A 22,106-nucleotide genomic window follows, 5' to 3' on the forward strand; every position below is an offset into this window, starting at 1 on the left:
AACGCGCCGATGGTAGTGTGGGGTCTCCCCATGTGAGAGTAGGTCATCGCCAAGCGCCTAATTATCTCATTGAGATGTAACCAAGCCAGCTGAATAAGCTGGCTTTTTTGCTTTTATAATCTGTAACATTATTTGCACTAATAGCAATGCTGCCGACTGTAAGTATTGCTATTAGCTTTGTTGACGAGTCTTTTTTTCCCCTCAATACACAAGCTTTACTTCCAGATTTTTTCACTATTCATCGATAAAAAAAGCAGCCAGAAGGCTGCTTTGAGGTGGTGCTTTTGCATTAGTTTCGCATTAGGTTGCTTAAGCTTCTTTTTTAAGCCACTGGGCAGCACGTTTAGCGAAGTAAGTTAAAATACCGTCTGCGCCTGCGCGTTTAAAGCAGAGTAGGGACTCCATGACGATGGCCTTTTCGGCTAACCATCCATTCTGGATTGCAGCCATATGCATGGCGTATTCACCACTGACTTGATAGGCGAATGTTGGCACTGCAAGTTCAGTTTTAACGCGATGCACTATATCTAAATACGGCATACCTGGCTTAACCATCACCATATCGGCTCCTTCTTGGATATCGAGTGCGACTTCATGCAAAGCTTCGTCACTGTTCGCTGGATCCATTTGATAGCTATGCTTATTGCCACCTTTGAGGTTACCCGCTGAGCCTACGGCATCACGGAATGGGCCGTAGTAGTTTGAAGAGTATTTTGCCGAGTAAGCCATGATTTGGGTGTTGACGTGCCCTGCCGCTTCTAATGCTTGGCGAATCGCGCCAATGCGGCCATCCATCATGTCCGATGGTGCAATGATGTCAGCTCCAGCATCGGCGTGTGACAGTGCTTGCTTCACTAAAATCTCGGTGGTGATATCGTTAAGGATATAGCCCGTTTCGTCTATGATGCCGTCTTGACCGTGAGTGGTGAAAGGATCTAGTGCCACGTCAGTCATGATGCCTAGCTGTGGAAAGGCTTTTTTTAGCTCGCGCACTGCACGTTGCACTAGGGCATCTGCGTTATAGGCTTCTTCTGCCATTAATGTTTTTTTCTCTGCAGGTGTCACAGGGAAAAGTGCGATCAATGGGATACCTAACTCAACCAGTTCTTCAGCTTCTTTCAGTAGCAAGTCTATCGAGTAGCGCTCAACACCGGGCATAGAGGCTATTTTTTCACTGCGATTAGTGCCTTCTAGAATAAACATTGGGTAAATCAAGTCATTGACCGTTAGATGATTTTCGGCCATGAGGCGACGGCTAAAATCATGTTTACGCATGCGGCGCATTCTACGCTGAGGGAAGGCACTGGTAATGATATTCACATTTGACTCCTAATTAGGTACTGGTCTTGCTTGATCCGACAAATACAAGCTGACTTGATTACGTCCACCGTTTTTTGCTTGGTAGAGGGCTTTATCTGCTTGTTCTAGTAATTTAGTACTGTGTTGATCGTGGGTCACGATATCGGCACTGACTCCGATACTGATAGTCAAAGGTATCGCTTCACCTTCCCATTCAAAATGAATAGAGGCAACAGCGTCTCTTATTGTTTCAGCAACTTGGAGAGCACCTTCTGCAGTTGTATTAGGAAGGATGATAGCAAATTCCTCCCCCCCAAAACGTGACACTAGATCCGTTGGCCGTTTTAAATGGTGCTGTAATGTTTGAGCTATTGTACGTAATGCTTGATCGCCTGCAAGATGACCGAATCTGTCGTTGATCAGCTTGAAGCGATCAATATCAAGCATTAACAGTGCTATGGGTGTTTCTTGTCTGCGACTGATCCGGCTTTCAGCGATCAAACGTTTATCAAAGGCACTGCGGTTTTTGACCCCAGTTAAACTGTCGATAGTGCTTTGTTCTGTGAGCTTTTGATTCACCTCATGCAATTCTCTGAGGGTGATTTCCAGTTCTAAAGTCCGCTCTTGCACCATTTGTTCGAGTTTCTCATTGCTCTCGGCTTCCGCTTTTAGGGCTTCTTCCCGCGCACTACGAATTTTCTGTGCTTGTTTCAAGGCTTCTTGCTGGATACGTAGTTTAGCTTTGCGCTCATCGTTATAGCGGATGGCGAGCACCAGAGACATGAAGATAATTTCAAAAGTCAGCCCAAGCATCACAGGCGTTTGCGGTTTTAAATTTAAGTCGATCACGCTGAGATAAAGCAAGCTACTGATGCAGGCGCCTGTCAGCATACTCACCCAGCCAATAGTGTACATACGTGCCAGTTTATGGCCATTGATAGCCTGAGTAATGGCAAAGACCATCAGGACTAGGCTGAGTACTGCAACGGAAATGATCTCAATATAGAGCGCCGTTCCATATTGGATAAATGGTGTGGCGAGTCCAACACAGAGGATATACACAGCACTATAGCGACAAGTGAGTAACATACGGCGGTTTAAATATTTGAGCTGTAATATTTTTTCAGTAAACATTAACGCAAATGCCATAACGATTGGCAGTAAAAACGGCACCATAACTTGCTGCAATAGCGGCCAGTCTGGCCAGAGGAATCGGAAGGCAAAACCGTTAATCGTGGCAACGAGTAAGGTCATGCTAAGGACATAGCCAGAGTAATAGCTGTAGCTGAATGAGCCCGATGCTATGGCGATAAAAAGGCTAAAAATGCCAATTGCGGCAAGTACACCAAGTTGGAATCCATGCTCAACGGCGGTAGATTCGGCAATTTGAGCTAAGTCATTAGAAGACCATAGGTTTAATGGTACTGCAGCACTACCTTCCGTTTGAATATGCAGATAGAAAGTATGGGAGTCATCTGTGTTGATCTTGAAAGGATATAGGAAAATATTGCTCAAGAATGGTCGATCCTCATAGGGGAATATATCACCCATCAGCACAGTATTCATGAGTTTATTATTGACTAAATGGTAGATAGTTACCTTGTCTAACAAAGGGTTATCTAGCGCTAAAATGCGCGAAAGTGTTTCGTCAGGGCTGGTTAAGCTGAAACTGAGCCAAAAATCATGGCCGCTGAGTTTTTGAATGTCTTTATTGGTAAAGTTATGCCAATCAGTTTTTGGCAAAGCTTGTATTTCGGCCAGTTCTTTTGCTGGTGTAGGGTGGCTGACCATTAACCAAGGCGTAAGGTTTAAAGGTGTCGTGGTTGACTCGTCAATGCTCAATAGGGTTGCCAAGGCCTGTGTTGGGTATATCCATAGCCACAGCAAGAGTATGAGTGGCATGTTTTTGTTAAGCATGGATTCGATCCAAATTAAAAAACGCTAAGCTATTTTGGTAGCAACGTTTTGCAAACTCATCCGCATCTTCTCCGCGTAGGTTTGCAATATAATTTGCGATATAAGGAAGGTATTCGGGCTTGTTTTTGCTCGATTTAGGCTTGGGCCGCATACTACGGGGGAGTAGGTAAGGGCTATCTGTCTCGATTAAAATGCGATTCTGCGGAATAAAGGGAACGAGTTGCGCTAGTTCTTGGCCGCGTCTTTCATCGCAGACCCAACCTGTTATGCCTAAGTGTAAATCTAGGTCAATATAGGCTTCCATCTGTGTGTGAGTGCCAGTGAAACAATGCAAAAGCGCGCCACTAAGCTGTGGGCGATATTCCCGCAGGATAGCAATAAAGTCTTCGTGGGCATCGCGTTCGTGCATTAGCACCGGCATTTGCAGTTCAACGGCTAAGGCCAGTTGGGCAATAAAAGCTTGGCGCTGGATAGGTCTCGGGGAGAAATCACGATTGTAGTCTAAACCACATTCGCCAACGGCAACCACTTGCGGTGCGTGACAGAGTTCAGCTTGTCGAGCGTTTGAGCCATCATGCCAACCACTGGCATGGTGGGGATGCACACCAGCAGTGCAGTAAAGTTGGTTAGGATATTGCTCGCATACAGCAATGGCTGCCGCACTTTCAGTTAAATCGCTGCCAATAACAATTAACGGCGAAACCCCTTGGTCCGCCGCCGCTTGTATTATCGATACAGTATCTTGTTCGAGTGCGCTGCCAAGTAAATTGACAGCGATATCTATGTATGAGGGCATTATTTTAGACGTTTTACCCGAACCTTGGCATTGCGATCATCGGTTCCCATTAAAAAAGAACCTAAAGCGGCTTTTTCAATATAGACAGTTTCACCTTGCTTAACATTGTACTTACGGCCATCAGTTTGTTTCCATACCTGACCGTTAGTGAAAGTCACTTTAATGTCTCCGTAGGCATCTTCAGCTATAGATTGAATCTCTAAATAAATCTTATCGACAGTATTTTCTTGAACACGCTTGGCTTCCATCCCAAAGTCATCGGCAATTTTTGCCGCTGGTGCTTGGGGGGCGGTTGCCACTATCGCTGCTGCAGTCGTAGGGACTGCAACTGTTGCTACTGTAGCCGGTATCGCTTGAGTGCTAATGGTGTTAGGTGTCATGCCTTTTAGGCTTTCTGCTAGCTTGTCATAGCAAATCAAGCGGTCGAGTTTATCGGCGGTTGCTGCACATTGGGTTAACTGTTGTTCAATGCTGGCATTTGCTTGGACAGATACAAGCATGATCGCTGCCGTGATAAGGGTTAAGCGCATGAGAATGTTCCTTATTATATTATTCCCCTAACGCCTTCGAGGACGTTAGTCGTTTGTTTGTTCAGTATCTTCGTCTGACTCGTCATCTGGTTTGCTGTAGAAACGAGCCGCTAATAAACCGCCTTCGAACAATAACAGCATTGGTACAGCAAGCATAGTCTGGGAAATCACATCTGGTGGGGTTAATAGCATGCCGACGACAAAGGCGCCCACTATGATATAAGGACGTTTTTGCTTGAGATCTTCAGGTGTAGTGACACCTGACCAGCAGAGTAAAACAACGGCAATGGGGATTTCAAAGGATAGACCAAAGGCAAAGAACAGCTTCAGAATAAAGTTAAGGTAACTGGTAATATCTGTCGCAACTTGAACTCCCTCTGGCGCATTGTTAGCAAAAAAACCAAAAACAACAGGGAATACAAGATAATAAGCAAATGCAATGCCGAGATAAAACAATAAGGTACTGCTGAATAGCAGTGGCATCACTAAGCGTTTTTCATGTTTATATAAACCCGGTGCCACGAAGGACCAAATTTGAAATAACACGTAGGGCACTGCCACAAAAAATGATAAAACGAGGGTTAGTTTGAAAGGTGCAAAAAATGGTGCAGCGACATCCGTCGCAATCATGCTGCCACCAAGAGGTAAAGACTGCATTAAAGGTATTGCCATGTAGTGGTAGATATCATTTGCCCAGTACACACTACAAATGAACACTAATAACACACTGGCAATGGATTTTAGCAGCTTGGACCTAAGTTCAAGCAAATGGCTGATAAGTGGCTGCTGTTGCGACATGAATTATCCGTTGGCTTTCGGGTTAGAACTGGTATCCACGCCCTGAGATGCCTCACTTGAAGCAGCGGGAGAGGCCGATGTTGGACTCGCCTCTGCAGTGGCTGTTGGATTAGTTTGGCTAGCTTGAACTGGATTCACTTGAGCAGGTGTGTGAATTTGATTCTCAGGCGCAGGGGTGTCTTTTGATGGATCCTGAACCTGATAAGGGCGGTTCACTGACTGTGCCGCTTGCTTTAGTTGCTCAATAGACTCTTTGAGTTCAGGTGAGAGGTTAGATAAACCTTTGCTCTCTGCTTTTTTAAGATCGGCATGCAACTGCTCGATCTTCAGCTCCTGCTCAAGTTCTTCTTTTACCGAGTTCGCCATGCGTTTCATCGCACGGATCCAACTCGTTACCGAACGCACCGCAACCGGTAGACGTTCGGGGCCAAGAACCACTAGCCCCAAAACACCGATCAGCAGCAGCTCCATAAAGCCGATACCGTCAAACATAAAGAGTTACGCCTGTTCTTTGTTAGACTCAGGTTTCTTTTCAGTCGCCTGTTGAGTTGTTTGCGCTGTTTTAGCCGCTTCGGTGTCTTCTAATGCCTTCTTGTCTTCTTCTGAAGACATGGCGTTTTTGAAGCCTTTAACCGCACCACCTAAATCACCACCCAAAGAGCGTAATTTCTTAGTTCCAAACAACAAGACAACGATTAACGCAACGATAAGCAGTTGCCAAATACTAATACCACCCATGAAGGTATCCTCTTAATTGATATCGGTTCTATTATGAACCTCTGATTAATTAGTGCTAGCTAAAATTTGCGATTCTTTGGCCTAGATCGCCATCCTACAAACCACAATATCATGCCTGAAATTAGACAAACATAAGGGGTCCATAGTGTAGCGTCTCTATTAATCAATAACGTGCCACAGATCAATAAAACGGCAGAAGTGATAAGCAAGTAGTTACTCTTGTGTGCCTGCTGCTGATATTTCAAATACTTATCTAGCATTTGTTGCTGAGAACTCAGCAATTTCCTGCCTAACTTAAGATTATCGTAAATTAGTTCAGGGAATTCAGGTAGTTTATCAGCCCAATATGGCAGTTTTGTGGATACCTTTTTAAACATAGCTTTAGGACCGACTTGGTCGGCCATCCACTGCTCTAAAAAGGGTTTGGCGGTTTGCCATAAATCCAACTGCGGATACAGCTGACGGCCTAAGCCTTCGATGTAGAGTAAGGTTTTTTCCAACAATACCAATTGCGGTTGCACCACGATATCGAAGTGGCGCGCAGTGCGGAATAATTCCAGTAACACATGACCAAAGGAGATCTCGTCGAGCGGCTTGTTGAACATAGGTTCACACACCACTTTGATGGCCTGTTCGAAAGCTTGTAGATCGGTTTTTTCCGATACCCAGCCAGACTCAATATAGAGCTGGGCGATTCTGTGATAATCGCGATTAAAGAAGGCGAGGAAATTCTCGGCGAGATAGCGCTTATCGACTTCGCTGAGTGTGCCCATGATGCCGCAGTCGAGCCCAATGTAGTATGGGTTCTCAGGATGATCGCGGGAAATAAAGATATTGCCCGGATGCATGTCGGCATGGAAAAAGTTATCGCGGAATACTTGGGTAAAAAATAGTTCAACACCGCGCTCGGCCAATAACTTAAAGTTGGTACCTTGCGCTTTAAGTGCGGCAATATCCGAGACAGAAATACCGTAAATACGTTCCATCACCATCAGGCGTGGATAGCAAAACTCTTCATACACATAAGGCACATAGAGCGCATCTGAGTTGAGGAAGTTGTTGCGTAGTTTGACTGCGTTTAAGGCTTCGAGCTTAAGGTTTAACTCGCCTAAAATGGTCACGCGGTAATCTTCGATCACTTCAGCAGGGCGCAGTCGGTTACCTTCACCGAGGAGGTATTCAATCAGTTTGGCAGTTTGCGACATCAACTGCAGATCGGCCTGGATTTTAGCTTCTACATTAGGGCGCAGCACCTTAAGTACGACGTCTTTACCGTTAGATTTGAGGGTCGCGGTATGCACCTGAGAAATAGAGGCTGAGGCCAGTGGTATTTCATTAAAGTCATCAAATAGGGATTCAATCGGCGCTTTTAGCTCAGCTTCAATCGCTTGGCGGGCAAGTGCACCATCAAAGGGCGGCACTTTGTCCTGTAGCATGGCCAATTCACTGGCCCATTCATCGCTGAGTAAATCGCGGCGGGTTGAGAGCATTTGTCCAAGCTTGATATAAACGGGGCCGAGTTCCTGCATCGCCAATTTTAAGCGTTCGCCACCGGGCTTATTTTTATGCTTATTGCGGATCCAGAATAGGCTGTTACGGGCGAGTTTAAAGTACCAAGGTGTCATCTTTGGCGGCAATACGTCATCTAGCCCGTACTGAAGTAAGGTCTTGATGACGTGGTAACCGCGGCGGATACTGGCAAAGGTCATGGCTTAATTTGGTCTCTTAATTGGGCAATCCGTTGTTCAATCGCGCGAGTGTCGGCAACTAAATCATCCATTTGATCGCGAAAGTGCATTAACTCAATTGGGTGCGGTGCGAGGCGATACTCTTCAACTGCGAGTTGCCCTAAGTGGGAGCGGGTTTTACGCAACACTTCGAGTGCAAAGTCTTTTACCTGATGGCTAGAACAGATGAGTTTGTGAGTGGGGCCATCACCTAAATAACGGGAAACTGGCTCGGCAAAGTCAAACTCGATACCGCGTAGATATTGGCTAAAGCTTTGTAATAAATTGAGATCGCCCTCAAGCTTGAGTTTATCTTGCTTGATTAGTTCAGTTAGGTTGGCGCCTTCGGACACGCGGTAAAGCGTCGTCGCATCGGCATGTAGACTGACATCGACATCGCCTTCATAGCGGCTCAGTACTTGGATCTCTTTGGCAAACACTAAATAGAATGGCCAGCTGAGCTGTGATAATTGGATACGAAACACTTTGCCATGCAACTGGCGCTGGCGCGAATAATCGTCGCCCGCTTGGGCCTGAAGTTTTTTCAGACCCGTTTCAATTGCGGCGCAGGCAAGCAGCACAACTTCTTGCGGCATCATTAGAATTTATAACCACGGTGCAATGCGACAATGCCGTCGGTCATGTTGGTGTAGTCGACTTGTTCAAAGCCTGCATCAACCATCATTTGTTTTAATGTGTCTTGATCTGGGTGCATGCGGATCGATTCAGCCAGATACTCGTAGCTGTCGGCATCTTTAGTGATGAGTTCACCCATCTTAGGTAAGACTTTGAAGCTATATAAATCATACACTTTACGCATAATTTCATGCTGAGGCTTAGAGAACTCTAGCACTAATAACTTGCCACCGGGCTTAAGCACGCGATTCATTGAACGCAGCGCCGCATCTTTATCGGTCACGTTACGCAGACCAAAGGCGATGGTAATGATGTCGAAGTGGTTATCGGGAAACGGCAGTGCTTCGGCGTTGGCTTGCACATAACTGACATTGTTGACTATGCCCTTGTCGCGCAACTTAGTGCGCCCGACTTTTAACATGGAATCGTTAATGTCAGCTAAAACTACTTCACCTTTATCACCCACTAAGTGAGAGAATTTTGCGGTTAAGTCACCTGTACCGCCGGCCAAATCGAGCACTTTCATGCCAGGGCGGGCGCCAGAGACTTCAATGGTGTAACGTTTCCAAAAACGGTGAATGCCGAAGGACATCACATCGTTCATTATGTCGTACTTAGCGGCAACAGAATGAAACACGCCGGCAACGAGTTCAGCCTTTTTATCGGCCTCTACGGTTTTGTAACCAAAGTGGGTACTTTTAGATTCGCCCTCAGACATCAATGTGTTCCTATTGTTTTGCAATGTATTAGTTGCGAGTGTAAGCCATCGCCTGCATTTGCTGAATCTTTGATCTATCACTCTGTGATCGAGCTAGTAAACTAACTGCAATGCCTTAGCTTGATGCACTCCTGAACAGTCGTAGGATTAAGTGCTTAGCGACCACGTAAAATGGACTGGCATTAGACCACAATATCAGGATTTGGTGAATAGCTTAGCGCCCAGTTGGGTGCAACTGGTGATATTCATTGTGCCAAAAATTGCATGCGAGCCTGCACATAAGCGTAGATAAGCTCGCTTAGGCTTTGGCCAACATCCCTAAAACCGGCTTCAATCCCAGCTTCGTGGCAACTTGGTGCAGCCTCGGCTAAATGCAAATAAGCACATGGGCAGTGGCGAGCGATATAACTGACATAATGCGCCGCATCGAGTAATGGCACACCTGCAGCGGTTGAAGCGCTACTGGGCATTTTAGCGATAGCATCTACGTCAAGTTCTAATCCTACGGGTAAACCTGTGTCATTTAGTTTGGCGGCGATTTCAAGTAAAGCTTGGTTAAGGCTGATTTCACGGCGAACCCAAATTTGTTGCAAGCTATGCCAAGTTCCCCCAAATTCGCTGAGTTGGCTTAGGTTTGCTTCGCTGTTTTTTAACTCGTGTAAACCCAGTACATGGTAGCAACCTAAGGCGCCGCGATCGGCTGCGTAACTAAAACCATTGCCGCTGTGACGGCCTTCAAGCAAACGAAAATCCGAGTGAGGATCGAGATTCACCGCGGCGACTTGGCGTTGGTAGTGGCCGTAGGTTGCCATCAACAAACCATAGGCATTGTTGTGGCCGCCGCCGATGAGTATGGGTTCTAAACCCGCTTTTAAAATCGCACTGACGATACGGATCACGCGCTCATCGAGTTGTTCCACTGCATCGCGTAATTCATCTAAGGTGACGTCACTATTAGCTGTTGTATTGCTCGCGGTTTGTTGTTGCAGATCGGCTGTATTCACTTGGCCTAACACTAGGCATTCGGCGCCAGAAAGAAAACGATTCGATTGTAAATTGAGCCATTGGCGCATACTGGTTGTGAACGCATCGGTTGCACCGCCGCGGCCTAAATTGGCACGTGGGCCTATATCTTCGCCAACGCCGATAATGGCAAAGCTTGCACCGTGGGCTTTTGCAGTGGCGAGTATGGTCTCTAACATGTGTTCGTGATTGGCCAGATGGACGCATTGGCCTAGCTTAGTTTCGCCAGTTCTTGTGCTGACGAGTGAGGCGATATCGGTATGGGTAAAAGGAATAAATTCAGGCATAGATTGATATTCTTATTCGGCCAGAGTCGAGCTATTGTGGCCAGAGTAGGGCGAGGATTCAATGGGGAAACGCTGAAAATAGTGAATAAAAAAGCCAGCTTAGCTGGCTTTCTTGACTGAAGAGTGAGATTACTCAATGTCGAGTGGTTCAGGTGATAAAATCACACCTGTGTTATCAGCATAAATGTGATCACCGGGTAAGAAAGTCACACCGCCAAAATTGACTGGAATTTCCACTTCGCCTACTGAATTGCCATCAGCACCCACTGGAATAGAGGCAAGGGCTTGAATACCAATGTCTAATTCTTCCAATGCATCCACATCGCGTACAGAACCGTAAACGATAATGCCTTCCCAGTTGTTGCTGACCGCAAGTTCTGCGATAGCGCCATCGATCAGCGCACGGCGTAATGAGCCACCGCCATCAATGAGTAAGACTTTACCTTGACCATCCTCTTGTAGGACTTCGGTAATTAGGCCGTTGTCTTCAAAGCACTTGATGGTGCTAATAGAACCGCCAAAAGAGCTACAACCACCGTAGTTACTGAACATGGGCTCGACTACATCTACGACATCTAAGTACATGTCACATAGTTCTGAGGTGTTGTATTCCATATTTACACTCCTATTGATCCGCGTTGCGTACAGTTTAGCGAGTTTACGCCAGTATAAAAGGGATTATTGAAAAGAAAAGTGTTATCAATCACGGTATTGTTGCCACTTGGCTGTTAACACATCTGTAGTAAATTTTCGTCACACTATAGAATTTATTTGGTAAAACTTGATATTGGTCATTAAATAACGGTTTTTTATTACAACTCTGTTGCGCGTTTTGGTATTATATCCCAAGTTTAAATTAACTTACTTAACTTAATTTGCTTTAGGGGCATGGACCCCCCGTTACGCTTATGGACGGTAGAGGGCCTTCGAGAGGTGCCTATGGAAGCTGTAAATACGATTGAAATTATTGGTTATTTTGCCTCTATAATGGTGGCGATCTCTCTAATGATGAAGAATATCATTTGGTTGCGATGGTTGAATTTTGTAGGATGCACTCTGTTTGTGGTTTATGGGGTGTTTATTTCTGCTTGGCCTGTGGCCGGCATGAATGCGTTTGTTGCTTGTATTAATATTTACCATTTGACAAAAATTTACCGTGCTAAGGCAAATACTCCCGCTGCAGCCTAAGTTTTATTGGATTGTGTTGCTCTTGAGATTAACGTTTAGAGCAACACAATATCCTGTCTCAGTCCTATCGCTATTCCTAAATAAATCCCTTAGCCCCAGCATAACGTCTCTAGAATCCTTCTAGATCAAAACCTCAGCCATGCTTCTTGTCATAAAACCTTCGAGCAGATGTCACTTAGCCGTCACAGGTCTTTCTTAGTCTCAAGCTATCTAATAGTGCTTTAGCTAATGTGATTTAGGTTTAACTATTAGCAAACAGTAAATTAGCCGTGAGCAGTCAATAACGAATTCAATCGTGAATAGAGCCTTGGTGAGTCGGTTGGTTTCAGACTAAGCACTCTAAGCGTCGTCGAGAGAATGCACAGATTAACATCACAGTAAAACTCGCTGGTATGCCAGCAAGGAGCCTGTTTTATGTTGAGTTACGTTGCAGACTTAGATAAGCGAATGTTTTGCCATATCGTGAGCTTCACCCAGCACCATGGTTTATATGCCCATGCAAAGCGGGTGTCAGCGAGTGGCGATGGGCATGTGTATTTATATTTGTCCGTGGGTTTGATGCTAACGCACGCTCAAGGACAGGCTCTATTTAATTTGATGTTAGCGAGTTTTTTGGTTGAGTTACCTCTGTATTTACTATTGAAAAATAGTATTCGTCGGACACGGCCATGCCATGCATTAGTGGGATTTGAGAGTGGTTTTGAACCATCGGATCGTTTCAGCTTACCGTCTGGTCATACAGCTGCGGCCTTTGTGATGGCAACGAGCGTGGCACAAATTTATCCTGCGGCGGCTCCTGTGGCGTATTTATGGGCTTTTAGCATAGGGGGCTCACGTATTGCACTTGGCGTGCATTATCCCTTAGATATTCTGGCGGGAGCCTCATTGGGAATTGGGTCGGTATTGCTGGTTCATCCAGTGATTTAATTCAAATATGCGCCTGTTAATCATTTCATTAGTGGGAATTCTCCTTCACTCATCAGTTTAAGGATACGTAATGCGAATACTCTACGGAGTTCAAGGCACAGGGAATGGCCACTTAAGTCGTGCACGCGTCATGGCTAAAGCATTGATGAAACAAGATATTGAAGTGGACTTTCTATTTTCGGGGCGTAAGCCTGATCAGTTTTTCGATATGGAGTGCTTTGGCGATTATCGCGTTCAAGCGGGAATGACGTTTGCGACGCACTCCGGGCGCGTGAATGTGCCACAAACTGTCCGGCAAAATTTGTCCTTGTCGTTATTTAAAGATATTAAAGCATTAGATCTTAGTTGCTACGATTTAGTACTCAACGACTTTGAACCTGTGTCGGCTTGGGCTGCGCGGCGCCAAGGCGTGCCATCCATTGGTATTAGCCATCAGGCGGCGTTAACTCATCCGGTGCCAAAACTCGGTAGCACTTGGTTTAATGAGATGCTGCTCAATTATTTTGCTCCAGTGGATGTGGCGCTGGGGTGTCATTGGCATCATTTTGGCTTCCCTATTTTGCCGCCTTTTGTCGAAGTGGATGCCAGCCCATTCGAACACACGCATCAGATTTTAGTTTATTTGCCTTTTGAAGATGCGGATATGATTGCTCACTTTCTGTCTCACTTTACTGATTATCAGTTTTTGGTATATCACAGCCAACAACCTAAAGGCCAAGTTGCTGAACATATTAAATGGCACGGTTTTAATCGTGAGGGGTTTAAGCAACATCTTGCCAGCTGCGGCGGTGTGATAGGCAATGCGGGCTTTGAGCTTGCCAGCGAAGCATTAACCTTAGGTAAAAAACTCTTAGTCAAACCACTGATTGGCCAGTTTGAGCAGTTATCGAATGTGGCGGCGTTACAACTTTTAGCGGCTGCAGATAGCATGATGAGTCTCGATGTGAACATAGTTAAGCGCTGGCTTAAAACGGCATCGCCTAATCCAATCGCATATCCAAAGGTGGGGGATACGCTGGTTAAATGGATTAACGGTGGCGACTGGCACAATAGTCAGCCGCTGTGCCAAGAGTTATGGAGCCAAGTCACGCTTCCCGATACTTGGCGTTAAACAGCGTTGCTGTTCAGATGAAAAGCAACTTAGGCACTAGCTGGCTTAATTGCGTTAGCGTATAATTTCGTCAATTTTGCTGTTAGTCCCTTTCAGCACGTCTATTTTGGCCTAGCCTGGCCGTTAATTATGTTGTTATAAATGAGCCTGAAAAAGTTTACTCAGTACAAGTTACTGTTTTTAATGTTGTTATTACTTTGTGTCCTACTTCCTTTTATTCCAGATCAGGCTTACCACATCCCCGGCCCTGATATCGCTAAGCAAAATTTTCATGTGATTGAGTTTAATGATAAAGGTCAGCCCCACGACGAAAGGCAATGGCAAGGTTTAGAGACGCGAATTTTACACCCAGAGCCTGCACAGATCCCTGAATTATTGATTTTTGTCCATGGCTGGCATCATAGCGCTGAGCCTAAGGATGAAAACTTTATTGCCTTTGAGCAGTTTTATCAGCAAATGGCCGCGTCCGATACCCAGCGCAACTTGTTGGGTTTGTATATTGGCTGGCGGGGCGATAAATACGATCCTTTTTGGATCGATGGCTCAGATGATGCAAAAAGTTGGATAGAACCCTTAGATTTTCCTACTATTTTACAGCGTAAACGGGTTGCTAAACGTATCGGGCAGTTAGGTCTATCACAGCTGCTGGATAAGCTTGATAGCTTAGTAACACAGCATAAACTGCTGCGTTACACTGTGATTGGCCATAGTCTTGGCGGTGCTGTTGTTTTGCATGCGAGTAAAGATCGCATCAAAGCCGCCATTGATAATCAGCAGGATAATCCTAATTTATTCTTACTGTTAAATCCCGCCGTACCTGCTAAAGAGTATCAGCCATTAGATACGTTGGTGAGCTTAGATAGACAAAAACCGAGTATGGTGGTGTTGCAATCGAAGGGGGATTTTGCAGTAAAAGAAGCCTTCAATTACATCAAGGACGGCGAGCGCGCTGTCGGGAACTCTTGGGCTATTACTCACGATATTGACAAATGCTCTGGTGGCAATTGCACCACGCCAATGAAGATGCCTTCGGCCTTGATGGCGCACGATCAAATCCCTGGCTGTATGATGACGCTGCCTCAATCGGGCTGGAAAATTCGTGCTCGCCTGCAGGCTCGTCGTACCGTGCAAACCTGCCCCGATGCCAATATGCAAGCCGTATGGGTACTGGCCGTGTCTGACGAAATCGTCTCTGGGCACAATGGCATTCTCACTCCAGAGCATGGTAAAGCCTTGTCTGAGGTGATGCGTATGATTGATTTATATCGAAATCAATTACCTAAACATGCGGTGGAAAGCCCTGCAAACCAAGATCTCGGCACCTTAGCGCCAGAGTCAGAAGCTGCAACATCTACCGAAGGTGAAACGCCTGTGCCACAAGAGCCAGTGATTATTGTCGAGCCTTTACCTGAAGAGCAGAGTTCACCGACACCTAAGGTTAATGCACCATTGCAGGAGCCAAACGTATCACAGGAACAAGATAAGCCTGCTGCGACTGAGGCGTCACCCGCGCCAATTAAAGCGCCGGAATCAAAGCCTGAGGCTAAGCCAAATGACGGCGCAGAGTCTCAACCTAAGGTTGAAACTGAAGGCATAAAGTGATCGGTAGCTGTACGGAGTAAGTGATAGGGGATACATCTAGTGTTGTATGTCATTGAAAATAGGTAATAAGCTGGTGAATAAACTTTATGAGTCAATATGAGAGCTGAGTTAAGAGCAAAAATCATCACTGTTTGTCATAAAAAAATTGAGACTAAAGGCGATAATGTCGGCCTCTCATTTTACGCTTTCTTTGCGAATAAAAATGATAATCCAGAGCTACTTATGGAAGCCGCAACTTGGTGGATTCAAACTCATCGTTTAGACCATTTTGTTAAGGCTCATAAGGTGATAGAGATGATCCAAAAGGAATCGGAAGAATAGACTCTAAAGCTGTTACTGCGGATTTTTGGTTTGCCACCTGCGCCAAGTAAAAGTGATTAGTGCGGCGAGTATCAGACTGACCATGGCCCATGTGGGGTATTTATGCTGGTGGTAAAACGCCAGCATGGGAGCGATTTCATCGCGGATTAACACTGGGCCTAATCCAAAGAGCGTCACCCAAATGCTGGTGGCGAGAGCATTGCCAATCACAAATTGTTTTAGTGGCATTTTAGCGAGACCGCAGCCGATAAACATAAATTGTTTTAATCCCTCAACAAAACGACTCAGCACTAAAGCGGCAATGCCATATTGACCGATAACGCTGTGGATTTTATTTTCCAATGGCGGCTTTATCCACCCTTTTTTGAGTAATACGTCGCCAAAGCGCCAGCCGATAAAATATCCTAAACAGTTACCGCAGAGTGCTCCGCAAGCAGCGACGATTAATACCAATGGCAGTGACATTTGCCCTGTAGCGGCTAATAAACTGGCGACAATTAATAAGGATTGTCCTGGCGCCGGAATGCCAAAACCCTCGACAGCAATCGCGACAAATAGCAGAACATAACCATATTGCTGCAGCCAAGGCGTGAGTTCTGTGATGATATGTTGTAGCGCTTCTGGCATAGATGAAAGTGATCAAATCAATGTGACGATAGGGTCATCATACTCGCCAACTTCTCTGGTTGGATAGATTTATGAGCAAAGTTTCATGCCCGTTTTCATTTGCAGTGATTAGCAGGGCTAAGGCACTGAGGATATCAATTTTGTCTTAAAAATATAAAAGGCCGAATTGAGTTCGGCCTTAATACGCTATTACTGTTGCGATTCGGCGACGATATTATGTCTAGGCGAATGCTGCTTGTAGCTGTGGTACAACTTGTTTCTTACGGCTTAATACGCCGTCTAACCACACTTTGCCATCAACGGTATCTTTACCATAGGCACGTTGGGTCAGCTCCGCATCGTCAGACACAATCAACAACTCTGAACCTTCTTTCATGATGTCAGTCAGCAGCAATAAAACGCTGTGGCGGTTACCTTCCACTTTGAGCGCTTTGATATCGGCTTCTAGCTCGGCCTTGATATCGTCAAATACTGACAGGTCGATCACTTCTAACTGGCCGATACCGACTAAGTTACCGTTCATGTTGAAGTCTTTGAAGTCGCGCATTACTAAGTCACGTGCTGGTGTGCCTTGCACGGCTGATTTCACTTTGAACATTTCCATGCCCAGTTCTTTGAAATCTTCAACTCCGGCAATTTCAGCTAATGCTTCAACGCAGCGAATGTCTGCAGTGGTGCAAGTCGGTGATTTGAAAATCACGGTATCGCTCAAAATGGCGCACATCATGATGCCAGCGATATTTTTAGGGATAGCGACTTGGTAAAAGTCGAACATCATCTTGATCACTGTGTTGCTGCAACCCACTGGGCGGATCCAGCATTCTAGCGGGGTATCTGTGGTCAGATCGCCAAGTTTGTGGTGATCGACAATCCCGACGATGGTCGCTTGGGCGATATCATCCGGTGCTTGAGTCAGTTCTGAATGGTCAACGATATACACTTGCTCACCAGCGTAGCTGGTTTTGTATTCTGGAGCTTCGAAGCCGAAACGTTCCAAAATAAAAGCAGTTTCGGGTGACAATTCACCTAAACGTGCGGCAATGGCTTCTTCACCGATTTGGTTTTTTAAATAGGCTAACGCGATAGCACCGCAGATTGAATCTGAATCGGGGATCTTGTGACCGACAACGTAAATGGGCATTTCAGGGACTCTCCTTTAAATTTGTGACAATTTTAGCAATATTTGGCTTTAATCGGAAATAGCCAAAGCGCATATCACTGCGCTCTTCAGTTGCTATTTCTCTAAAAATCGAACGCTCAGGTTCGGCAAAGATGGCTTAAGGTTTAGATCTTCACTTTTATCACGACTTTACGCACCGCCGTGGCGATATCGCCTGTGCCGGGCATATGCATGTCACCGGGGAAAAATAACGCAAACATGCCTGCTTTGAGTTTGATATAAGAGGCATTGGCTTGGTTTGCCTCGTAATCAAACTCGGCGTAATCGTGTTTTTCAAAATAGGGTTTCGAGGGTGTTTGCTCCGCTAGTGGCAAGTAACCAAACTCTTCTTCACCGCTGAAAACATATTGCACATCGATATATTTTTGATGAACTTCAAAGGGTTCTGTCGACTTATGCTTGGTTTGATAGTCATTCACTATCACAAAAATATTGTCGCCATCGAGGGGATAATTGCCTACGGGTAGCTGACTAAAGTCGGTCGTCGCTAGATGTTCTAATGCAGTCGCAAGCCGAGGGCTTAACGATTGATAAATATGGCGGTTTTTTAAGGTATCGACGATCATCGGCTACTCGACATGGTGGAAGTGAAATGGGCGAATGGTAAAGATTATAATCCGATCACCACAGTTAGGACATAAGCTTTGTCGATTGGAAGCAGGTCTAAACATGTCGGCATAAAAAACAGGCCATTGAATGACCTGTTTCTACATCAAGTATGGCTAAACTTAGCTAAAACGAGTTTAGTAAGTGTATTTGGCTTCTAAAAAGTAGTAACCACCATTAAAGCCAAAAGGTGTATTGGTTAATGGGTATACAAAGATACCATTGAAGTTATTGTTATCAGGTCGTTTTTCTGGATACACATCAAACAAGTTTTGCACCCCAGCGGTAAAGCTTAGCGCATTGGTGGCGGCGTATCTTACCGACAGATCCATCACCCACTGATCGCTATAGTTCACATCACCCGTTGAATAACCTTCACTGTAGTCACCAAAGTAGTTTAAGCGGATATTGGTTTTAAAATCCCCGAGTTCATGGGTCAGCCCAATACTGCCCGTGTTATGCGGCGTAGCAGACGTCATGCGGGTTCTTTCTATACTATCAAAGAGTTTCTTGTCTAATCCGCCTAAAATAGACGGTAGATTGATGTCTTGGATCTCGGTTTTATTATAGGCATAGGCTAAGTTCGCCCGTAAATCGCCCCAAGTGCCAATATCAAAGTCTTGGCTAACAACAAGATCGACCCCGCGAGTTCGGCTATCGACGGCATTGACGAAGAAGCGTGCTGAATCAGCATTGGTACCTGCTAGTGCGGTCGCAACCGCGGGGCTATCAGCGGGTCTTAGAGCGCCAGATAAAATGATGCGGTCATCAATCTCTATTTGGTAAGTGTCGAGCGTTACCGCTAGACCAGCGTTATTGGTATAAACAAGACCGAGACTAAATGATTGAGATATTTCAGGTTCTAGCTCGTTAATCCCAAGTGCCTTTGTTACTGGTGATAAGGTGTTGAAAGTACCTGATTCAATAGGAACCAGTTGCCCCGTCACTGGATCGGGATTAAATAACGTCGAGATATTGCTGAAGTACAGCTGTTGTACGCTCGGCGCTCTAAAGCCTGTATTGATAGTGCCACGCAGGGCTAAGTTGTCGGTAAAATCGTAACGACCCGCGAGTTTCCAGCTCGTGTTGCCGCCAAAGTCAGAGTAGTTTTCGTAGCGTAGCGCTGCCGCCCAGTAAAACTCGTTGGTTAATTGGTTTTCAAGTTCGGCATAAATGCCTGTGTTATCGCGCGTTTCATCAACCTCAGACTCAGGGGTAAAACCGGTGAAGCCTTGGCTACCCGCTGCTTTGCCATTATTGCCACCATTGATATACGAATCTTCTTCTCCGGCTTCAATTTCATAGCCGTTTTGGCGCCATGAAACACCGGTCGCAAACAGAATTTCAGAATCGTTTATAAAGGCAAAATAACGGGAAATATCCAAATTGATATTGGCTTCACGGGTCGATAACGTTCCTGCGTCGAACTCGGTAGGAGTTTCAGGGCCTAAGGAAGCATTTAAGGTATTGACGATATTATAGTTAAATGAATTCTTGCCATATCCCACTGAGGCATCAATATCCCAGTCACTCAGGTTGAATTCATAGCCTAGGGTAAGAGACGTATCGATAATTTTGGGGTTAATTTGTGGTAAAAAACCGTCGGGATACACTTCGGGTAAGTTACGGGCATCGAGAGCTAAACGGTAAAAAGCACCCGATTTAGTTTCACGTTGGCTAATACCACCAAAGGCATACAGTTTTCCGTCGGTAGATATAGGCTGAGCCGCATTGATAAACAAACCGACATTATCATATTCGGCATCACCAACGTGGTGGCTCTTACGGTTAAATGTCGCTTCGCGCGGATCTGTTGAGCCATCTGCTAACTTAGGGTATTGCTGCCGTGGATCTAACCCTGCGCGGTTTGTGCTGTCTTTGTGATGCGCTTCGAGGGCGGCATTCACAAAGCCATCATTGCTTAAACTGATCCCATGGTTAACGCCTACACGCCATTGCTCACCGTCACCTTGGTAGGTTTGTCCGGCTTGCGCCGAGACGCTTCCCCTTTGATCGCTGTCCTTGAGTACCACGTTAATCACGCCAGCAATCGCATCTGAACCGTATTGTGCCGAGGCTCCATCTCGGAGAATTTCAATGCGTTTTATCGCTGTCATTGGAATCGCATTTAAATCGACGTTAGAGGAGCCTTTTCCCATAGTGCCACTTAAATGTACTAGGGCAGAACCATGGCGACGCTTGCCATTTACGAGTACTAAGGTGTGGTCTGGCGACAGGCCACGTAAGCTCGCGGGGCGCACCGCATCTGAACCGTCAGTCACCGAGGAGAATGGGAAGCTATAGCTTGGCGCCGCAAATTGCAGCGCTTTAGCGGTTTCGGTCATACCTGTTGATTCGAGTTGTTCGGCAGTAATGATATCGACCGGCGCAACACTGTCAGTTGCCGTGCGTAGTGCTATGCGTGAGCCTATGATCTCGATTTTTTCGAAGCCGGTTTGTTGCTCTGCGGCTTGGACTGCTGGAATAACCAGTGTGGATGACACTGCCAATGCGATAACGGCTAGACGCATAAAAACCTCTCAATGATGTTTGTAACCCAACACTCGAACTTAGGTGTGCAGATTAAAGATAAAATAACAATCTGATGCCGAGAAGGTTATCATTGTAACAATTGTTACATTTAGACGTAAATGTGCTAACTCAGAGCCTAGTGTTCTAAATAATATTCAAAATGCAGTTGAATATATTGATGAAAACCTCCCTATCGACCTGCGTGCTTTTGAGGCATCGTACGGCAAAATACACGTTGTCGCCTGCACATTGCGACTGAGTTAAGTCGATGATATGAATTGTTTATTGACGTATACCTTCGTGGTTTACTATTTTATTTTGCTCTAATGGCATTGATTTGAAGGAACACAGATTTGTCAGCGTTACGATTTCTCGCGGGAGCAACGGCATTTAAGACCTTGGCAGAACAAGGTCTTAAATCTGAGCATTTTACCCAGTTGCTTGCCGCCTCTGGTGGACCTAAGTGGCTTGGTATCGCTGGGTTAGATAAGTATCTGTTTGCTGATTTTTTCAAAGACAGGCAAACGCCTTTATATACATTAGGCGCTTCCTCTGGGGCTTGGCGTTTAGCGTGTTTGGCGCAGCAAGATCCCCTCATAGCCTATGGCCGCTTAGAGGATTTTTATATTGGTCAGCGTTACGACAATATGCCAACACCGCAGGAAGTCAGTGCGCAAGTTAAAGGCGTAGTGCAGGGCATTTTAGGGGGCAATGGTGGCAGGGAAATCGTTAATAACGCTCATATTCACAGTCATTTCGTCGTGTGCCGTGCTAAACATTTAAATCGTTTAACGGCAAAGCTTCCGCTTGCGGCGGGGCTGGCGATGGCGGCGGCGACCAACTTAGTGAGCCGTCGGAGTTTAGGTTGGCATTTTGAGCGTGTGGTCTTTAGCCAACAAGCTGCAGCATCTCCCTTTTTGCAACTCAACGATTTACCCAGTCAGCAGGTTGAATTAACTGAGGCTAATGTCGATGCTGTGATGTTAGCTACGGGGTCGATTCCTTTATTGCTGGCCCCTGTGTCCCAAATTGAAGGCGTTGCCGATGGGCAGTATTACGATGGCGGCATTACCGACTATCACTTTGATTTGCCTTTATCCTGTGCCAAGGGGCTGACGTTGTATCCGCATTTTTATCCGACCATCAGCCCTGGATGGTTCGATAAATCCTTGAAGTGGCGCCAAGGTCACGCTAATTATCACAATGCGCTAGTGTTGGCGCCATCGGCCGAATTTGTCGCTTCATTGCCCTTTGGCAAAATCCCCGACCGTGAAGATTTTAAGCAACTGGACCCTGCGCAGCGGATGCAATATTGGCGTACGTCTGTGGCTTTGAGTGAACGTCTTGCCGAGGAGTTTGCCTCGGTTGTTGCGAGGGGAAATGTGCTGGATCGGCTAGAGCACTTCTAGGTTGAAGTGATTTGGTCTCGAAAACTGGGTTTGACATGACGTGGTTGAAATGCCCTGATTCAAAATAGCGGGGTCGCAAATTTCTTTGTGCGGTCAGCGGCTTCAGGAAGGAAATTCTTTCACCTGCTACACTC

At 45.8% G+C, this 22,106-nt stretch carries 22 protein-coding genes; 6 read left to right on the forward strand and 16 right to left on the reverse strand.

Annotation, left to right across the window (positions count from 1 at the left end; translation table 11 throughout):
* Positions 1-309 precede the first annotated feature (309 nt).
* The 12 genes from hemB to rraA all read right to left on the reverse strand — a co-directional run bounded on the left by hemB (position 310) and on the right by rraA (position 11,084).
* Complete coding sequence (gene hemB / locus KO533_RS19940; protein ID WP_198573018.1) at positions 310-1,320, reverse strand: porphobilinogen synthase; 1,011 nt, start codon at positions 1,318-1,320, stop codon at positions 310-312.
* Positions 1,321-1,329: 9 nt separating this feature from the next.
* Positions 1,330-3,216: a diguanylate cyclase gene (locus tag KO533_RS19945; protein ID WP_219255827.1), complete on the reverse strand. Its 1,887-nt coding sequence runs from the start codon at positions 3,214-3,216 to the stop codon at positions 1,330-1,332.
* Positions 3,209-4,012, reverse strand: coding sequence for a TatD family hydrolase (locus KO533_RS19950; protein ID WP_173496411.1), 804 nt, complete (start codon positions 4,010-4,012; stop codon positions 3,209-3,211). The genes KO533_RS19945 and KO533_RS19950 overlap by 8 nt, the downstream gene beginning before the upstream one ends.
* Complete coding sequence (locus KO533_RS19955; protein ID WP_173496412.1) at positions 4,012-4,542, reverse strand: hypothetical protein; 531 nt, start codon at positions 4,540-4,542, stop codon at positions 4,012-4,014. The genes KO533_RS19950 and KO533_RS19955 overlap by 1 nt, the downstream gene beginning before the upstream one ends.
* Before the next feature lie 45 nt (positions 4,543-4,587).
* Positions 4,588-5,340, reverse strand: a complete 753-nt coding sequence (tatC, locus tag KO533_RS19960) for a twin-arginine translocase subunit TatC (RefSeq protein WP_113940134.1) — start codon at positions 5,338-5,340, stop codon at positions 4,588-4,590.
* A gap of 3 nt (positions 5,341-5,343) precedes the next feature.
* Positions 5,344-5,832, reverse strand: a complete 489-nt coding sequence (gene tatB / locus KO533_RS19965) for a Sec-independent protein translocase protein TatB (RefSeq protein ID WP_173496413.1) — start codon at positions 5,830-5,832, stop codon at positions 5,344-5,346.
* A gap of 6 nt (positions 5,833-5,838) precedes the next feature.
* Complete coding sequence (tatA, locus tag KO533_RS19970) at positions 5,839-6,078, reverse strand: Sec-independent protein translocase subunit TatA (RefSeq protein WP_006083329.1); 240 nt, start codon at positions 6,076-6,078, stop codon at positions 5,839-5,841.
* 59 nt (positions 6,079-6,137) lie between these two features.
* Entirely contained in the window at positions 6,138-7,787 is a 1,650-nt protein-coding gene (gene ubiB, locus KO533_RS19975) for a ubiquinone biosynthesis regulatory protein kinase UbiB (RefSeq protein WP_105251211.1), read from the reverse strand.
* Positions 7,784-8,404 carry an SCP2 sterol-binding domain-containing protein gene (locus tag KO533_RS19980; protein WP_219255828.1) on the reverse strand — a complete coding sequence of 207 codons (621 nt, stop codon included), beginning with the start codon at positions 8,402-8,404 and terminating at the stop codon, positions 7,784-7,786. The genes ubiB and KO533_RS19980 overlap by 4 nt, the downstream gene beginning before the upstream one ends.
* Positions 8,404-9,159 carry a bifunctional demethylmenaquinone methyltransferase/2-methoxy-6-polyprenyl-1,4-benzoquinol methylase UbiE gene (ubiE, locus tag KO533_RS19985; RefSeq protein WP_006083326.1) on the reverse strand — a complete coding sequence of 252 codons (756 nt, stop codon included), beginning with the start codon at positions 9,157-9,159 and terminating at the stop codon, positions 8,404-8,406. The genes KO533_RS19980 and ubiE overlap by 1 nt, the downstream gene beginning before the upstream one ends.
* A 245-nt stretch (positions 9,160-9,404) precedes the next feature.
* Positions 9,405-10,469 (reverse strand): formimidoylglutamase, encoded by a 1,065-nt coding sequence (locus KO533_RS19990; protein WP_219255830.1) that lies wholly within the window; start codon positions 10,467-10,469, stop codon positions 9,405-9,407.
* A 129-nt stretch (positions 10,470-10,598) separates the two neighbouring features.
* A complete protein-coding gene (gene rraA / locus KO533_RS19995; protein WP_105251214.1) occupies positions 10,599-11,084 on the reverse strand; it encodes a ribonuclease E activity regulator RraA in 486 nt (161 codons plus the stop codon).
* 324 nt (positions 11,085-11,408) lie between these two features.
* Between rraA and KO533_RS20000 the strand changes: the two genes are divergently transcribed.
* The 5 genes from KO533_RS20000 (at position 11,409) to KO533_RS20020 (ending at position 15,618) form a co-directional block, all read left to right on the forward strand.
* Entirely contained in the window at positions 11,409-11,657 is a 249-nt protein-coding gene (locus tag KO533_RS20000) for a YgjV family protein (RefSeq protein WP_113940145.1), read from the forward strand.
* Positions 11,658-12,071: 414 nt separating this feature from the next.
* Entirely contained in the window at positions 12,072-12,584 is a 513-nt protein-coding gene (locus KO533_RS20005; RefSeq protein WP_105251216.1) for a phosphatase PAP2 family protein, read from the forward strand.
* 70 nt (positions 12,585-12,654) lie between these two features.
* Entirely contained in the window at positions 12,655-13,695 is a 1,041-nt protein-coding gene (locus KO533_RS20010; RefSeq protein WP_219255832.1) for an MJ1255/VC2487 family glycosyltransferase, read from the forward strand.
* Positions 13,696-13,836: 141 nt separating this feature from the next.
* Complete coding sequence (locus KO533_RS20015) at positions 13,837-15,297, forward strand: thioesterase (RefSeq protein ID WP_173247305.1); 1,461 nt, start codon at positions 13,837-13,839, stop codon at positions 15,295-15,297.
* A 96-nt stretch (positions 15,298-15,393) separates the two neighbouring features.
* Positions 15,394-15,618: a DUF6500 family protein gene (locus KO533_RS20020; RefSeq protein ID WP_173247302.1), complete on the forward strand. Its 225-nt coding sequence runs from the start codon at positions 15,394-15,396 to the stop codon at positions 15,616-15,618.
* A 12-nt stretch (positions 15,619-15,630) separates the two neighbouring features.
* Here the strand turns inward: KO533_RS20020 and KO533_RS20025 are convergent, their stop codons facing one another.
* The 4 genes from KO533_RS20025 to KO533_RS20040 all read right to left on the reverse strand — a co-directional run bounded on the left by KO533_RS20025 (position 15,631) and on the right by KO533_RS20040 (position 20,562).
* The gene (locus KO533_RS20025; RefSeq protein WP_173247299.1) at positions 15,631-16,245 is read right to left on the reverse strand and encodes a DedA family protein; all 615 of its coding nucleotides are present in this window, start codon (positions 16,243-16,245) and stop codon (positions 15,631-15,633) included.
* A 220-nt stretch (positions 16,246-16,465) separates the two neighbouring features.
* Positions 16,466-17,386 carry a manganese-dependent inorganic pyrophosphatase gene (locus KO533_RS20030; protein WP_212600488.1) on the reverse strand — a complete coding sequence of 307 codons (921 nt, stop codon included), beginning with the start codon at positions 17,384-17,386 and terminating at the stop codon, positions 16,466-16,468.
* Between the two features lie 143 nt (positions 17,387-17,529).
* Complete coding sequence (locus KO533_RS20035) at positions 17,530-17,991, reverse strand: YhcH/YjgK/YiaL family protein (RefSeq protein ID WP_105251222.1); 462 nt, start codon at positions 17,989-17,991, stop codon at positions 17,530-17,532.
* 177 nt (positions 17,992-18,168) lie between these two features.
* Positions 18,169-20,562, reverse strand: a complete 2,394-nt coding sequence (locus tag KO533_RS20040) for a TonB-dependent receptor (protein WP_219255834.1) — start codon at positions 20,560-20,562, stop codon at positions 18,169-18,171.
* Between the two features lie 354 nt (positions 20,563-20,916).
* On the opposite strand from KO533_RS20040, the gene KO533_RS20045 reads away from it, so the two are divergent.
* Positions 20,917-21,972, forward strand: coding sequence for an alpha/beta hydrolase (locus KO533_RS20045; protein WP_219255836.1), 1,056 nt, complete (start codon positions 20,917-20,919; stop codon positions 21,970-21,972).
* The last annotated feature ends 134 nt before the right edge of the window (positions 21,973-22,106 follow it).

Source organism: Shewanella sp. NKUCC05_KAH, assembly GCF_019345585.1.
Classification (GTDB): Bacteria; Pseudomonadota; Gammaproteobacteria; order Enterobacterales; family Shewanellaceae; genus Shewanella; species Shewanella oncorhynchi.

Excerpts from the sequence above, each read along its gene's own strand:
- KO533_RS20030 (WP_212600488.1), bottom strand. The coding sequence starts at position 17,386 with ATGCCCATTTACGTTGTCGGTCACAAGATCCCCGATTCAGATTCAATC.
- KO533_RS19955 (WP_173496412.1), bottom strand. The coding sequence starts at position 4,542 with ATGCGCTTAACCCTTATCACGGCAGCGATCATGCTTGTATCTGTCCAA.
- KO533_RS19950 (WP_173496411.1), bottom strand. The coding sequence starts at position 4,012 with ATGCCCTCATACATAGATATCGCTGTCAATTTACTTGGCAGCGCACTC.
- tatC (WP_113940134.1), bottom strand. The coding sequence starts at position 5,340 with ATGTCGCAACAGCAGCCACTTATCAGCCATTTGCTTGAACTTAGGTCC.
- ubiE (WP_006083326.1), bottom strand. The coding sequence starts at position 9,159 with ATGTCTGAGGGCGAATCTAAAAGTACCCACTTTGGTTACAAAACCGTA.
- KO533_RS20020 (WP_173247302.1), top strand. The coding sequence starts at position 15,394 with ATGAGAGCTGAGTTAAGAGCAAAAATCATCACTGTTTGTCATAAAAAA.
- KO533_RS20040 (WP_219255834.1), bottom strand. The coding sequence starts at position 20,562 with ATGCGTCTAGCCGTTATCGCATTGGCAGTGTCATCCACACTGGTTATT.
- KO533_RS19980 (WP_219255828.1), bottom strand. The coding sequence starts at position 8,404 with ATGATGCCGCAAGAAGTTGTGCTGCTTGCCTGCGCCGCAATTGAAACG.
- KO533_RS19990 (WP_219255830.1), bottom strand. The coding sequence starts at position 10,469 with ATGCCTGAATTTATTCCTTTTACCCATACCGATATCGCCTCACTCGTC.
- rraA (WP_105251214.1), bottom strand. The coding sequence starts at position 11,084 with ATGGAATACAACACCTCAGAACTATGTGACATGTACTTAGATGTCGTA.
- tatA (WP_006083329.1), bottom strand. The coding sequence starts at position 6,078 with ATGGGTGGTATTAGTATTTGGCAACTGCTTATCGTTGCGTTAATCGTT.
- KO533_RS20015 (WP_173247305.1), top strand. The coding sequence starts at position 13,837 with ATGAGCCTGAAAAAGTTTACTCAGTACAAGTTACTGTTTTTAATGTTG.
- tatB (WP_173496413.1), bottom strand. The coding sequence starts at position 5,832 with ATGTTTGACGGTATCGGCTTTATGGAGCTGCTGCTGATCGGTGTTTTG.
- KO533_RS20035 (WP_105251222.1), bottom strand. The coding sequence starts at position 17,991 with ATGATCGTCGATACCTTAAAAAACCGCCATATTTATCAATCGTTAAGC.
- KO533_RS20010 (WP_219255832.1), top strand. The coding sequence starts at position 12,655 with ATGCGAATACTCTACGGAGTTCAAGGCACAGGGAATGGCCACTTAAGT.
- KO533_RS20005 (WP_105251216.1), top strand. The coding sequence starts at position 12,072 with ATGTTGAGTTACGTTGCAGACTTAGATAAGCGAATGTTTTGCCATATC.
- KO533_RS20000 (WP_113940145.1), top strand. The coding sequence starts at position 11,409 with ATGGAAGCTGTAAATACGATTGAAATTATTGGTTATTTTGCCTCTATA.
- ubiB (WP_105251211.1), bottom strand. The coding sequence starts at position 7,787 with ATGACCTTTGCCAGTATCCGCCGCGGTTACCACGTCATCAAGACCTTA.
- KO533_RS19945 (WP_219255827.1), bottom strand. The coding sequence starts at position 3,216 with ATGCTTAACAAAAACATGCCACTCATACTCTTGCTGTGGCTATGGATA.
- KO533_RS20025 (WP_173247299.1), bottom strand. The coding sequence starts at position 16,245 with ATGCCAGAAGCGCTACAACATATCATCACAGAACTCACGCCTTGGCTG.